This is a genomic window from Christensenella intestinihominis, assembly GCF_001678845.1.
Taxonomy (GTDB): domain Bacteria; phylum Bacillota; class Clostridia; order Christensenellales; family Christensenellaceae; genus Christensenella; species Christensenella intestinihominis.
Window position 1 is genome coordinate 53425 of the sequence record NZ_MAIQ01000003.1, and the last position, 13703, is coordinate 67127.

At 53.0% G+C, this 13703-nt stretch carries 14 protein-coding genes; 8 read left to right on the forward strand and 6 right to left on the reverse strand.

All coding sequences use genetic code 11. The features are described 5' to 3' along the window. Window positions 1–146: 146 nt before the first annotated feature. The 4 genes from BBD38_RS05350 to hxlB all read left to right on the forward strand — a co-directional run bounded on the left by BBD38_RS05350 (window position 147) and on the right by hxlB (window position 3591). Window positions 147–1076: a ribokinase gene (locus tag BBD38_RS05350; protein WP_066685534.1), complete on the forward strand. Its 930-nt coding sequence runs from the start codon at window positions 147–149 to the stop codon at window positions 1074–1076. 44 nt (window positions 1077–1120) lie between these two features. Beyond that, entirely contained in the window at window positions 1121–1954 is an 834-nt protein-coding gene (locus BBD38_RS05355; RefSeq protein WP_066685535.1) for a sugar phosphate isomerase/epimerase family protein, read from the forward strand. A gap of 199 nt (window positions 1955–2153) precedes the next feature. Further along, window positions 2154–3002, forward strand: coding sequence for a DeoR/GlpR family DNA-binding transcription regulator (locus tag BBD38_RS05360; RefSeq protein ID WP_172807766.1), 849 nt, complete (start codon window positions 2154–2156; stop codon window positions 3000–3002). 31 nt (window positions 3003–3033) lie between these two features. Then, window positions 3034–3591 (forward strand): 6-phospho-3-hexuloisomerase, encoded by a 558-nt coding sequence (gene hxlB / locus BBD38_RS05365; protein ID WP_066685537.1) that lies wholly within the window; start codon window positions 3034–3036, stop codon window positions 3589–3591. Between the two features lie 119 nt (window positions 3592–3710). Here hxlB and BBD38_RS05370 read toward each other — a convergent pair whose 3' ends face one another. Then, window positions 3711–4211, reverse strand: coding sequence for a hypothetical protein (locus tag BBD38_RS05370; protein ID WP_066685538.1), 501 nt, complete (start codon window positions 4209–4211; stop codon window positions 3711–3713). Window positions 4212–4329: 118 nt separating this feature from the next. Here BBD38_RS05370 and BBD38_RS14665 point away from each other — a divergent pair, with 118 nt between their 5' ends. From BBD38_RS14665 to BBD38_RS05380, 3 genes are read left to right on the forward strand one after another with little or no spacing between them, the layout of a single operon-like run. Beyond that, entirely contained in the window at window positions 4330–4527 is a 198-nt protein-coding gene (locus tag BBD38_RS14665; RefSeq protein ID WP_172807767.1) for a hypothetical protein, read from the forward strand. 54 nt (window positions 4528–4581) lie between these two features. Next, window positions 4582–8379, forward strand: coding sequence for an efflux RND transporter permease subunit (locus BBD38_RS05375; RefSeq protein WP_066685539.1), 3798 nt, complete (start codon window positions 4582–4584; stop codon window positions 8377–8379). After that, a complete protein-coding gene (locus BBD38_RS05380) occupies window positions 8360–8968 on the forward strand; it encodes a TetR/AcrR family transcriptional regulator (protein ID WP_066685540.1) in 609 nt (202 codons plus the stop codon). The genes BBD38_RS05375 and BBD38_RS05380 overlap by 20 nt, the downstream gene beginning before the upstream one ends. A 70-nt stretch (window positions 8969–9038) precedes the next feature. On the opposite strand, the gene BBD38_RS05385 is transcribed toward BBD38_RS05380, so the two are convergent. Genes BBD38_RS05385 through azlC form a run of 3 tightly spaced genes read right to left on the reverse strand, consistent with a single transcriptional unit; the run spans window position 9039 to window position 10878 of the window. After that, entirely contained in the window at window positions 9039–9788 is a 750-nt protein-coding gene (locus BBD38_RS05385) for a DUF5714 domain-containing protein (RefSeq protein ID WP_066685545.1), read from the reverse strand. Window positions 9789–9814: 26 nt separating this feature from the next. Then, complete coding sequence (locus BBD38_RS05390) at window positions 9815–10141, reverse strand: branched-chain amino acid transporter permease (protein WP_066685553.1); 327 nt, start codon at window positions 10139–10141, stop codon at window positions 9815–9817. Then, entirely contained in the window at window positions 10138–10878 is a 741-nt protein-coding gene (azlC, locus tag BBD38_RS05395) for an azaleucine resistance protein AzlC (RefSeq protein WP_066685939.1), read from the reverse strand. Before azlC ends, BBD38_RS05390 begins: the two co-directional genes overlap by 4 nt. Window positions 10879–11067: 189 nt before the next feature. Between azlC and BBD38_RS05400 the strand changes: the two genes are divergently transcribed. Then, entirely contained in the window at window positions 11068–11250 is a 183-nt protein-coding gene (locus BBD38_RS05400) for a hypothetical protein (protein WP_066685554.1), read from the forward strand. An 89-nt stretch (window positions 11251–11339) separates the two neighbouring features. Here BBD38_RS05400 and BBD38_RS05405 read toward each other — a convergent pair whose 3' ends face one another. Further along, window positions 11340–12488 carry a mannitol dehydrogenase family protein gene (locus BBD38_RS05405; protein WP_066685556.1) on the reverse strand — a complete coding sequence of 383 codons (1149 nt, stop codon included), beginning with the start codon at window positions 12486–12488 and terminating at the stop codon, window positions 11340–11342. A 118-nt stretch (window positions 12489–12606) separates the two neighbouring features. Beyond that, entirely contained in the window at window positions 12607–13638 is a 1032-nt protein-coding gene (locus tag BBD38_RS05410; RefSeq protein WP_066523512.1) for a TIM barrel protein, read from the reverse strand. Between the last annotated feature and the right edge of the window lie 65 nt (window positions 13639–13703).

Below are 13703 nucleotides of genomic sequence, written 5' to 3' on the forward strand. Positions count from 1 at the left end.
ACCGTGTTTTAATCTTTTTGCCGCATTTTCTCTTGATAAATTATCGTTTTTTTATCGTTTTGCTAATATTTACTTGACAATCGATAATTTTTTGGGTTATATTGAAAATATAATTTCGCAAGCTCCGCTGCAGAAAAGAGGTATCTATGAAAAAACCAAGAATCCTTGTTGTCGGAAGCATCAACCACGATATCATTTATCAGGATATGCAGGAAGAGGGTATGAACGGCAACGGCATGGTCCATGCCCGCTACGAGCATGCAAACGGAGGAAAGGCATCTATCCAGGCCGGAGCCTTGGCACGCTTGGGCGCAACGCCTTATCTTGCGGGATGTATCGGGCAGGATGCCTATGGAAATGAACAAATCGCCGAGCTTAAGCGTTTGGGTGTACGTACGGAATATATCAATACGTGCCCTGGGGAACAAACCGGATTAACCTTTATGCTGATGCTGAAGGATAACAGCTATCATAGTGCAACAGTGCTCGGCGCCAATCTTAAGGCGTCCCCTGAGCTTGTCGAAAAAGCGCTTTCCCAGACAAATTTCGATATGGTAATGATGCAATTTGAAATACCGATCGAAACCGTCTTTTATACCTACGAAATGGCCTCCCGAAAAAATATTCCCGTCATACTCGATCCCGGTCCGCCAAGGCGCGTCCCCCTGGAACGATTCAGGAACATTTTTATGATTTCCCCAAACGAGCATGAAGCGGAAGCTTTGACGGGAATTCCGGTTAAAACGGAACGGGATGCTTTAGCCGCTTCGCAAAAATTATTTGAGGAAACGGGCGCAAAGCGCATCGTTCTCAAGTGGGGAAGCACCGGCGCATATTATTATGACGGGCATTGCGGACGGCTGTATCCTTCCTTTAAGGTACGGGCCGTCGATTCCACAGGCGCAGGGGACTCCTTTACCGCCGAACTCGCGGTCTGCCTGGCGGCAGGCTGCCGCATAGAGGAAGCCATCCGGAAAGCAAATGCCGCCGGAGCCATCTGCGTTTCACGGTACGGCGGATTGCCGTCGGTTCCTTCCGCGGCGGACGTCGACCAGTTTATTGAGAAGTATCTATAACATATATTCGCCGGAACACAAAAAAACAAAAGGAGAAATAAACCATGAAAAAAAGTCAATTGGCCCTGTCGAATTATCCGTACTATAAGCACTCTTGGAAATATACGCTCGAGTCGCTGCACAAGCTTGGCGCGGAAGCCATAGAGCTCTATTGCTGCGACCCGCATTTCCACATCGACGATGTTGGGCTCCCCGAAGTATCGGCAATGAAAAAAGACCTCGGAAGCTATGGAATGCATCCCGTCTGCCTGACACCGGAGCAGGTCATGTATCCCATTAATATTGCCGCCGCCAATCCTTTCGCAAGGAAGCGCAGCATTGAAACCTATGTAAAGGTCCTGCAATATGCAAGCGAACTGGAATCGCCGCTTGTCCAGTTTCACGCAGGCTTTGCGCTGCTTGACGAGGACCGCGATATCGTATGGCAGCGTTCTGTCGAGGCGCTTTCCTATCTTGCGCATATTGCGGAAGGATATGGCGTTACGATTGCTATGGAATCCGCCCACAAGCTTTTTACCGTTTTGAATAGCAGCGCCGATATTGCCAGGATGCTGCATGATGTAGGCTCCCCTTCTCTGCGCGGTATGGTGGATACGCTTTGTCTGGAATTTTGCAATGAAGATATAGACACGCTAATCAGTAATCTGGGGAAAGAAAATATCGTTCATTTGCATATAAGCGATTGTATCGTCGGCGAGCCGCACGACCACTTGATTCCCGGGGAAGGCACAATGGACCTTGAAGGCGTTATGAATGCTCTCGACGCAATTGGTTACGATCAATATGTAACGCTGGAGATGATTTCCCCGCACGAATACCATCCCGAGGAGGCTACAAGAAAAGGCGCCGATTGGCTCCGGGCGCGCATGACGGATTAACCGCAATTGAGACCCGGTAAGAGATTTGTACAATTTACTGCATATCTTATATTGAATAAAACAAATTCAATATGAAATCAGTAAAATTCTTATCGATTTGGGAGGCGAATTCTTGACATGATTTGTGGTTATCTATAATATTGTAATTGTAATCAATGCATGGATTTCCCACCAAATCAATATGTCGAGGTATATAAAAATGGCTGATAACAATAAGGCGGCAAGACTGGAATTACAGGATTATGCTTTTTCTAAAAAAGGAATTCGGCAAAACAGGATTTTATTTCTGCTGCTCAAGCATAAATCCATGAGCAATAAGGAACTTTGCGATGAATTAAAATGCAGCGAGGCGACAATCCGCAACGACTTGCGTGAATTGGATCATCTGAAGCTTATTAAACGCGTTTTCGGCGGTGCCAAGACTCTGGATGACACGTACGGCTGCATCCCGATGTCGGAGCATCTCGAATATGCATACGAAGAGAAAGAGGCGATCGCAGCTTACGTCGTTGCAAATATCCTCAAGCCAAACCAGTCTGTTGTTCTTGACATGGGCTCGACCTGCCTCGCCCTTGCGCGCCAAATCGCGCAGCTGCCCTTTGATATCAACGTAGTAACCAACTCCCTGCTCAATGCGGAGGCGCTGTCCAAAAATCCGCATGTCTATCTCTCTCTTCCGGGCGGGACCTATAATATTACCGCCGATACGTTCGATTCGGCGCGGACGCTGGAATATTACGATAATATCCATCCTGATTATTACCTGATGTCCGCAAATGGGCTGACAGCCGACGGCATCACCATAACGATGACTGCCGATTCGACAAGGTCCATCATAAAGCAGCGCATTGCGCAGAGTGCTGAAAAGGTAATTCTGCTTTGCGACCATAACAAATTAAATAAAACCTGTTTCTATAAAATTTGTGATATTGGAGACATTGATTTGATCGTTACGGATGATAAATGTTCTCCCGAGGAACGCAATATCCTGACAAACCTCGGCGTTGAGGTCGCGTTTGCGCCAACCGTCGAACCAGTTTTGGAGTAATTGCGTGAAAAAGCGATAAAGGAAAATAACCATGCAATATACATCTGTTCAGAAACAAATTGTTGACGAATGCAGTTTTGCTTTGTCAAAAATCGATGAATCGGATACTGAAAAGCTTGTAGACGCCATCGTAACCGCAAAAAAAGTATTCTTTGTCGGCGTAGGGCGCGTCCTGCTTTCTTTGCAGGCAATATGCAAGCGGTTTAACCATATTGGCATCGAATCATATTTCGTAGGGGAAATCAACGAGCCCGCAATCACGCCCGACGATCTTCTTATCGTTGCGTCCGGCAGCGGTGAAAGTGCGATTCCTGTGGTAATCAGCGAAAAAGCGAATAAGATGGGCGTAAGGATCGGATTGATCGGCTCGAACCCCGACAGCACATTATCCCATTTAGCCGATATGTTTATACGAATTCCCGTTCAGACAAAGCTTGCCCTGCCGGATGAGCTGCATTCCGTGCAGCCCATGACGTCATTGTTTGAACAGTGCGTCCTCCTTTATGGGGATGCGCTGGCAAAAATGATTATCGACAGGAAAAAGCTGGACATGAAACTGCTATGGAAACACCATGCAAATTTGGAATAACATTTTCTTCATACTGCCCGGCCTTTCCTCCGCCGCAGCCGGTATGGGCCCGAAATTAATAACCGTTTACGGTAAAAGCCGCCTCATATGAGGCGGCTTTTACCGTTATGCTTCCGTTTTTATTGTTGTTCTTTTTGTGCTTCGATTTGCTCTTCAAGCGCCGCTGCCGCCGCACGGAAGGGCTCCTTCCCAAAGCTTCCGAATCCTTCGCCGATCAGGCAATAGGTGAAGCCGTCGTCGCCCCACTGGGCAATCTGCGTGCCCTCGAGATATCCCAGCCATGTATCATGGTTTCCGATTTTATGCATGCCGCCGTCTTTTGCACCCTCGATGCCGCAAATATCGTCGTTTACTTTTTTCACACGCAGCCGCAGCACCCTGCCGTCCGCATTTTCATAGATAATCTGCCCAAGCTCGCCGTCAAGCACCTGGTAGTTTTTCGCCTCATAGCCTTCAATCGACAGCGTCACCATCGAAAAGCCAAGCTGCTGCGACATTTCATCCTCCGAAGAAAACTCCATGACTGGCGTAACCGCGGGCGCTTCATCCGCAGGCGCGCATGCAGCCATAACGCCCGCAACAACCATCACTCCCACAATCACCGATAAAATCCGTTTCATAATTCTTCTCCTGATTCCCTGATGTCTGTTTCATTATAACAATAATCCCGAAATCATGCTGTAAACTTTTTATGAAAATAATCTTAAGATGCATTTTTCATTTTGGCGCGGTTCCCCATTGACGTTATACTCGTTCCTGCGTTATAATGTGACAAGACTGACCAGTCAGTCAGAAGCGTGCCCGGCAATCAACCGGCGGCAGGTTTCGCGGACGGCGGTGCCCGCAGCGGGCAAAACGGCGGCCCGGCCTATCGCAGGATGGAAGGCTCGCCCGGCGGCGAAGCAGTGCGGATACCGGCAGGCCGCGCCGCATTGATTTTGGATTTATAGTTTGAGATAAATTTATTAAAACGGCAACGGAGGAACGGCAATGTCAAAATTCAGTGTCAAAAAGCCAATGACCATCTTTGTGGTGGTTGTTTTGGTGTGCATCCTTGGCTTCATCTCGTTTACGAGCATGACCACGGACCTGCTTCCCAAAATGGACCTTCCCTATGTGATGGTCCTCACCACCTACCCCGGCGCAAGCCCGGAAAAAATCGAGCAAACGGTCACGAAGCCGCTTGAACAGACCCTTTCCACCACAAGCGGGGTGAAAACCGTCACCAGTTCGTCCAACGAAAATTCAAGCATGGTGCTCCTGGAATTCACCCAGGGAACCAACATGGACAGCGCCATGATCGAAATGAGCGGCAACATCGACATAGTAAAGGCGAACTTTGACGATGCGGTGGGCACGCCCACGCTGATCAAGCTCAACCCGGATATGATGCCCGTTATGGTCGCCAGTGTGGACATCGACGGCAAAGACATTACGGAGACGTCGAAAATCGTGGCGGACACCATCCTTCCCGAATTCGAGCGCATTGACGGCGTTGCCTCCGTGACCGCGACCGGCCTTGTGGAAGATTCCATCGAAGTCACCCTAAGCCAGGAAAAAATCGACGAACTCAACCGCCGCGTCCTCGCGTCCGTAGACGAAAAGCTCGCCGAAGCGCAGGAGAAAATAGACGACGCCAAGGCCGAGATCGAGAGCGGCAAGCAGCAGGTGAAATCCATGGGCCAGACGCAGTCCCAGCAGCTTGTGGACATGGGCCTCCAGCTTTCGGCGGGCAAGGACCAGATCGAGGCGGCCCTCGCAAGCCTTCCGCAGGCGCAGAAGGACCTTGAAGCGCAGCTTGCGGACCTGAAATCACAGCGTACGGAACTCGAAACACAGAAAAGCGCCCTCGAGGCGCAGCTTGCGGACGCAAAAACCGCGCTGCCCGCGCTCGAGCAGCAGGTTGCCGCCCTGGTGGCGGCGGGACAGCCCGTGCCGGACGAGCTTACCGCGCAGCTTGCGGCATTACAGGAGGGCATTCCCCAGCTTGAGGCGGGGCTCCAGCAAATCGAAGCGGGGCTTCCCCAGCTCAACGACGGCATTTCCCAGATCGAGGCGGGGCTTGCCCAGCTTCCCGGCCAGAAGGCGCAGCTCGAAGAAAAGCTTTCCGAGCTCACTGAGGGCGAACGCCAGCTTGAAACGGGTAAAATGACGCTGACAAACGAGCTTGCGCAGGCCTCCGGGCAGCTGGCAAGCGGCGAAGCGCAGCTTTCCCAGAAGGAACAGGAATTTGAAGACCAGAAGGACGCCGCCTATAAACAGGCGGGCCTTGACGGCAAGATTACGCAGGAAACCGTGAGCCAGATTCTCGCGGCGCAGAATTTTTCCATGCCTGCCGGTTACATCAGCGAAGGAGACCAGCGCTACCTGGTCAAGGTCGGCGACCAGTTCAAGGACATCGGCCAGCTCAAGGACCTGGAGCTGTTCAATATTGATGCGGACGACATCGGGGTTGTGACGCTCGTGGATGTTGCGGATGTGCAAATGACCGACAACCGGGACGATATGTACGCCAAAATCAACGGCAATGACGGCATCCTGCTTACCTTCCAGAAGCAAAGCACCTCGTCTACCACCGACGTTTCGGACCGCATCGGCGAGGTCATGAAGCAGGTCGAAGCGGACAACCCCGCCGTACACCTTACCGCCCTTTCCGACCAGGGCGTGTACATTGGCATTGTACTTGAATCCGTGCTTAACAACCTGCTTCTCGGGGCCATCTTCGCAATCCTGATCCTGTTCCTGTTTTTAAAGGATATAAAGCCCACGATCATCGTCGCCATCAGTATTCCGTTCAGCCTGCTCGCGGCGCTGACGCTGATGTATTTCTGCGGCGTGACGCTGAACGTTATTTCCCTCGCGGGCCTTGCGCTCGGCGTGGGTATGCTGGTGGACAACAGCATCGTGGTGATCGAGAATATTTACCGCCTGCGCTCACTCGGCGTCCCACCGGCGAAGGCGGCGGTTAAGGGCGCCCAGCAGGTCGCGGGGGCAATTTTCGCTTCCACCCTGACCACAATATGCGTATTCCTGCCCATCGTCTTTACCGAGGGCCTTACGCGCCAGCTTTTCTCCGATATGGGCCTTACCATCGCGTTCTCGCTGCTCGCCAGCCTGATTATCGCGCTGACGCTGGTGCCTGCCATGGGCTCCACCATGCTCAAAAAGACCAAGGAGAAAAAGCATCCGCTGTTTGATAAATTTACCGCAGGCTACCAAAAGCTGCTTTCCGGCGCGCTGAAGCGCAAATGGATTGTGATTGTAATCGTGATCGGCCTGTTTGTGTTCAGCGTGTCGAACATCTTTACGATGGGCACGTCGCTCATGCCAAAGATGGACAGCTCTGAAATCATGATAACCATGGAAATGCCCGAAGACAGCACCACGCAGGAAACGCGTGATATGAGCGACGAGGTGCTGGCCCGCCTGACCGAAATCCCGGGTGTGGAAACCATCGGCGCGATGGAAGGGGGCGTTATGTCGACTATGGGCATGTCCTCCGGCGGCGGAAACAACACCACTATGATGATGTACGCCCTGCTGAAGGACGAGCGTACGGAGTCCAGCGCGGAAATTGCGGAGGATATGAGGAACGCCGTCCGGGACCTTCCCGCCACGGTGGACGTAAGCGATTCCACGATGGATATGTCCGCGCTTTCCGGCTCGGGCCTCGAGGTCGCAATCAAGGGCGACAACCTCGACACTTTAAAAGAGATCGCGCAGGACGTCTCCGGCATGATGCAGGAAACGGAGGGCCTCACAAATATCGACGACGGCCTTTCGGACGCGACCATGGAAACGCGCATCGTGGTCGATAAGAACAAGGCCATGGACTTTGGGCTCACTACGGCGCAGGTTTACCAGCAGGTCGCGGCGGAGGTTTCCGCGGGTACGACGGCGACCACCGTTACCTTCGAGGCGGAGGATTACCCGGTAATCGTGAAAAACAGCCCCGCGGACACCGTATCCCTCGAAACCCTTAAGGACTTCGAGCTCAAGGGCACCAAGGACGGCGAGGATACGGACGTGAAGCTTTCGGAAATCGCCGATATTTCGCAGGAGCAGAGCCTTTCCTCCATCAACCATGTCGGACAGGTGCGGACCATGTCCGTTACGGCAGGCGTGGACACAGACCACAACATCGGCCTTGTGAGCAGGGATTTTTCGGCGAAGCTGGCGGGATATTCCGTTCCCGTGGGGTATACGGTGGAGATCGAGGGTGAAAACCAGACGATCACGGACACCTTTACAAACCTCATTTATATGTTCATGCTGGCGGTGGTGCTGATCTACCTCATTATGGTGGCGCAGTTCCAGTCCTTGAAATCGCCTTTCATCATCCTCTTCACCATTCCGCTGGCGTTTACGGGCGGGCTGCTGGCCCTGCTGATGACAGGCTCCGACCTCAGCATGATCGCGCTTCTCGGATTCCTGATCCTCGCGGGCATCGTGGTCAACAACGGCATCGTGTTTGTGGATTATGTGAACCAGCTGCGGCTTTCGGGCATGGAAAAACGCGAGGCGCTCGTGAAGACGGGGAAAGCGCGTATTCGCCCGATTCTGATGACCGCGCTCACCACTATCCTCGGCCTTGCGCCCCTTGCCTTCGGCATGGGGCAGGGTGCGGAAATGCTCCAGCCTATGGCAATCGTTACCATCGGCGGCCTCATTTACGCAACGTTTATGACGCTGTTCTTCGTGCCCGTGCTGTACGATATCCTGAATAAAAAAGACCTGAAACCGGTCGTAATCGAGGAGGGATTAGACGATGACATCCCCGTCTTATAAGGAAAAAGAGCTTCTTATCATGCGCGCGCTGCTGCGGCTCCTTTCGGGCGGCATGAGCATCGTGGAAATCAAGACGTCCGATATCGCACGGGAAGCGGGCATTGGCAAGGGCACGCTGTATAACTATTTCGACACCAAGGAGGACATTTTTGCCCGCACCATCGTCTACAGCATCGATACGCAGATGCATGACATTTTCGAGCAAATGAACCGTGCGGAGGGCTTCAAAAACAAATGCTATACCGTCCTGCGCATTGCGCATGAAATTGCGTCGAACGAGCGCTCGGATTTCCACCTGCTCCTTTTCAACCTCGGGGGCAGGGATATGAAACAGCTGATGGGCGAAGATATGTCGTTTGCGTGGAGGTATCTTGCCATGATCCGCGGCAAGGTGATGCAGCTTGCGCAGGCGGGCGTCGCGGAAGGGCTTTTTCCGCCGTTTTCCGATGAGGAATATACCTACAGCGTATTTGCCGCCGCTCTCATGAGTTTTGTGCACGCGCGCTGCCGGATGAACCCTCCGACGGATGAGACGCTTAAAAACGCAATGGACAACGCTTACAAGCTGCTGCTTAAGGCGCTTTGCTGAACGCTGATGTAAAAAAGACGCGGCCCGCAAATGGGCCGCGTCTTTTTCTTCTATATTGTCCTGCCCGTATTTACCGTGCAAAGCCTGCCTGCTTAAGGTCCGTTTCCCGCCGGTCCGTCCCCGGCCCGTAATAAGGACAATTTTTTCCAAGACACTGCCTGTTTTCATTTGAAAAACCGCATTGTATCTTTTCGGGCAGCTCCATCGCGATCCCAAGGTTTTTCCTTGTGAACAGGACGGCCTCTTTTGCTGCCGTAAAGGAATTCCGTTTACAGCACCTCGGACCGCCAAGTCCTGCAATCGCATCAAGCGCCCGGGCCGTCATTTGGTTGGAAAGGGCCCACGGCTTACTGCTGAGGGGCGTTGCCTCCGTAACAATGCTGACAAACATTCCCGCGCTGGCCGCAGCGCCGCAGCATCCCCACAGCCCGCATGCGCCGCCGGGATATCCGCTTCCCCTCGATTCCATTTCCCGCAGCGCGGCATCCAGGTTGATTTGTCCGCCGGAATTGCGGTAAGCTGTCAAGAGAGCCGCGCCCACCAAAACATGATGCTCCGGCCCGTGCATATAGATATAGGGATTCTCCATCACCGCCTGTATGATGGAAACGGGATTTTTAAGCGTGCTTTTTCCACATTGTTCCACGATCGCGCCAAGACCTTTTTCTTCATGGCACCGGTCGCATACATAATGCCCATGCCTGCAGCTTGCATAGCCGGTATATTTTTTATGGCAGATACTGCATTCCATTTCCTGCGCTTCCCTGAAATATTCCAGGGCTTCCCCGCATATCAGGCATGCGCCTTCGTTTCTTCCCATATCTTTCCTCCTTGTTACTTCCGGTTTTAAAACACGAACTGCACGAGCAGCATATAGCAAATGGTACCGCCCGCAATGGAGAGCAGCATCTGGCGTTTCCACAGGTGCAGTCCCACAACGAGGGCAATCGAAATCAATTCGGGAATGCCGTGGCTGCCCGCGAAAATGGAAACGTCCTTCAGGCAATAGACCACCAGCAGGCCGAACACCGCCGCCGGAAGCACCCTGCCTAGGTATTTGACGAATTTGGGCGTGGGTTTTCCCGCCGGGAACAACAGGAAGGGCAGGAAACGCGTGAGCATCGTGCCCGCAACGACCATTGCAACCGTAATAATTTGCTGCGCCAGCGTCATGCGGAATCACCGCCCTTCGCAAGGGGCTTTTTGAGCAGCGCCAGGATGCCGAGAATCGCAAGCATGGCGGGAACGATAAAGTTATCCGCCCCGAACGCAACCAGGAACAGGAGCGACAGCCCCAGCCCGAGGAGCGCGCTGGTGTGGTTTTTGTCCTTCAGCCACTGCTCGAGGAAAATGACGACAAACATGGCCGTCATTACAAATTCGAGCCCTTCGGTATTGAAATGGATCAGGGAGCCGAAAATCCCGCCCAGGGTCGAACCGGTAAACCAATACATATGGTTGAGGAAGGTCACAAAAAACATGAACCAGCCGCGGTCCACATCCGGGGGAATTTTGGCGGTGTAATTGATGGAAAAGCTTTCGTCGCACATCCCGAAAATAAGGTACGGCTTTTTCCACCCCGTCCCCTTATACCGGTCCAGCATGGAAATTCCATAAAACAAATGCCGCGCGTTAATCACCAGCGTCATGGCCAGCGCCTGCAAAGGATTGAACGCCCCCAGCAGCAGGTTCACCGCCACAAACTCCATCGAACCGGCAAAAATGGTCAGGCTCATCAGCATCGGATACCAGAAACTGAAGCCGGATACGTTCATATAAATACCATAGGTAAGCCCCAAAAACAAAAATCCCGCGAGGATCGGGATGGTATTGGGGAAGGCCGCTAAAAACGCTTTCTTTACCGTTCCCGCGGGACGGGAATCCGTTTTTTTTCCGGGAATTAATTTCATAAACAGCATCCTTCCGTTTTCCGGATACTATTTTACCGTTGTTTCCGCCGTAATTCAACGGTATTTTCCGGGAACCCTTCTCCCGCCGTTCCGGAACGCCTTTTACCGGTTTCCCGAAAAATTTCCAAAACATTTGTTAGAACGCGCCCTTTTGTGTCCACGAATGATATAGGAACGGAGGTAAACAAAATGTTTGAAAAAATATTCGACCATATCAACGAAGTGAACAAAGACCTGATCCTCGGCGCACTCAAGGAATGTGAAACGCCGGAAGACATCGAGCGCGTTGCGCAGGCATACAATGTGGAAATTTCCGATGCGGAAATGGATTACCTTTTAAACCGCAAACGCGGTGAGTCGTGCTCAGAATAAGGCACGGGAAAACAAACTGCAAATTTCCCTACGGAAATAAAAAGGACTGTTTCCCATAAAATTTTGGGGGAACAGTCCTTTTTTTACCGTTATGCCATTTCTTTCCGGATCAGCCGGGCAAGCTCTCCCGACGCCGGGATGCCCATATACGTTTCGATCACCGCGTCAAGGCCGTCTGTTTTCAGCGCCGTTTGTATCCCGGCCGCCGCCTTATCGCCTTCCGGCGCGAAACGGAGCGCCGCGGCGATCCCGACGACGATATTTTCAGGATCGATTCCCTGCTCCATGCAGTAGAGCGCCGCGCCCACGAGGCGGTCGTCACGGCGCAGCTTGCGCACCGGGTCCGCGCCCACGCGCACCGTCGTGTCGCGGAGCGCCTTGTTGCCAAAGCGGAACAGCAGGTCGCGCACATGCTCTTTGAGCTCGTTTTCCGGCACGCCGTATTCCTTTGAAAGCGCCGCCGCGCTGCCGTCCATAGCGGCCTGCGCGGTGTTTTTGATTGCGTCGTCCGCCACCGCCTCATAGATATATTCATATCCTTTCAGCCAGCCGAGGTATGCGCAAACCGCATGGCCCATATTGTGCACGAACAGCTTGCGCCGGATATAGAAAGAGAAGGGCGCATACGGGACGAGCCCCTTCAAATCCGGGATTCCCCCGCGGAAGGCTTCCCTGTCGACGGGAAGCTGGCAGTACGGCTCCACCGCAATGAGGAGCGGATCGCCCGCGCGGTCCTCCGGCGAAAGCGGGGGCACCATGCGGCCGATGGACGCTTCCACCAGCCCGAGGTTTTCGTCCGCCCACTTTTTCTCGTCCTCGTTTAAATACTGGTAAATATATCCCCGCATGATTTTATCCGCATCGAGCTGGTTTTCCGCAAGGATGATATCAAGCGGCCTGCCGCTTTCCTTCATGCGCAGGCGCATGCCCTTTGCAATATTCTCCGCAATATGCGGGAGTACGTTCACGCCTACCGCGCTCGCCATGATGTCGCACGCCGCGATGGTTTTAATCGCTTCCTCCGTGTTCGCGTTTACCGCGCGTACATTCCCGACCGTATCCAGCCGCTCTCCCTCGTTTGAGACGACGCGCACCCGGTATTCATGGTCCTTGTTGAACGCCTCGATTACCTCCGGCACGATATCGAGGAAGCAGACCTCGTATCCGCTTTCCGAAAGCGTTTTCCCGATAAAGCCCCTGCCGATATTCCCCGCGCCGTACATTACCGCTTGTTTCATTGTCCGTTTTCCTCCGCTGTTTCCTTGCAATCTTTTGCCGCACTGGCTGTAATTCCATTATAACAGCAAAAGCATTGGCCGTCTCCGGTCAATGCTTTTGTTTTTTTACTGGTTCAGTTCAGCCGTTCAGCAGCAGCTCGATCACATACATTTCGAGCTTCTCGAAGTTCTGCGTCTTTACGCATTCCTCCTGGAACTTGTAATCGAACTTCTTAACCTTTTCGAGCAGCAGCTCAAACGTGCGCTTGCTGTTGATGATGTGGCGGTAGCAGTCTTCCGCGGGCTGCGTGCGCATTGCCTTTACATCGAGACCCACGCATTCGCCGTTGTCGCCGAAGTTGTTTTCATACAGCACCTTGACCTGGTTGAAGTCTGCGCGCAGGTTCTCCGCGCCGAAGGTCTTATCCTGGTCGTAACGGATGCCGTTCTGGTCGTTGAGGTGAACGCCCCACAGCTTGCCCCACGCGATGGCGAACGCCATATCGGCCGCCGGGTCGAGCCCCGCGAGGATGGAGTGCGCGCTCTCGATGCACAGGCCCACACGGGACGGGTCAACCGTCTGTGCGCCGACCGCGAGGGCATGCCCCGCCGTTCCGCAATAGCTCCTGTCGATCGGTTCGTTCGGCTTGGGCTCGATCAGGATTTGTACGTCCGGGTCATATTTCAGGATCGTATCAAACGCGTCGCGCATTTGGATGATCTTTTCCACCGGGTTCTTGCCTTCCGCGCACAGCGTGCCTTCGCGTGCCAGCCAAAGCTGCACTTTTTTCGTGCCGAGCGCTTTCGCGATATCGACCGAGCGCAGCGCGCGCCAGATTGCGAAATCATAGTCCTCTTTCCTGCTTGCCGTAAAGCCGCCGTCGTTCGTATGTGCGTCGAACCACAGGCGCGGCGCAACGAATTCCGCAAAGAGGCCGTATTTGTCGAGCATCGCCTTTACATCCTTGGCATAATCGATGATCGCCTGCTCGGTCATGTTATTCATATCCGGAACTGCGTCGTCATCATGGAACTGTACGCCGTCCATGCCGATCTCTGCAAATGTCTTAATCTTTTCCTCGAGCGGAATCGACGGGCGGATTCCCGGTCCGAACGTTTCATTTCCTTCGTGAACGTTCCACGGTCCTACTGTAAATCTGAATTTAGCCATGTTACAATCCCTCCTATTCATTTGTCTATGGATTTTTCTGTTGGCTTGTCGCTTCTGTTTATTAT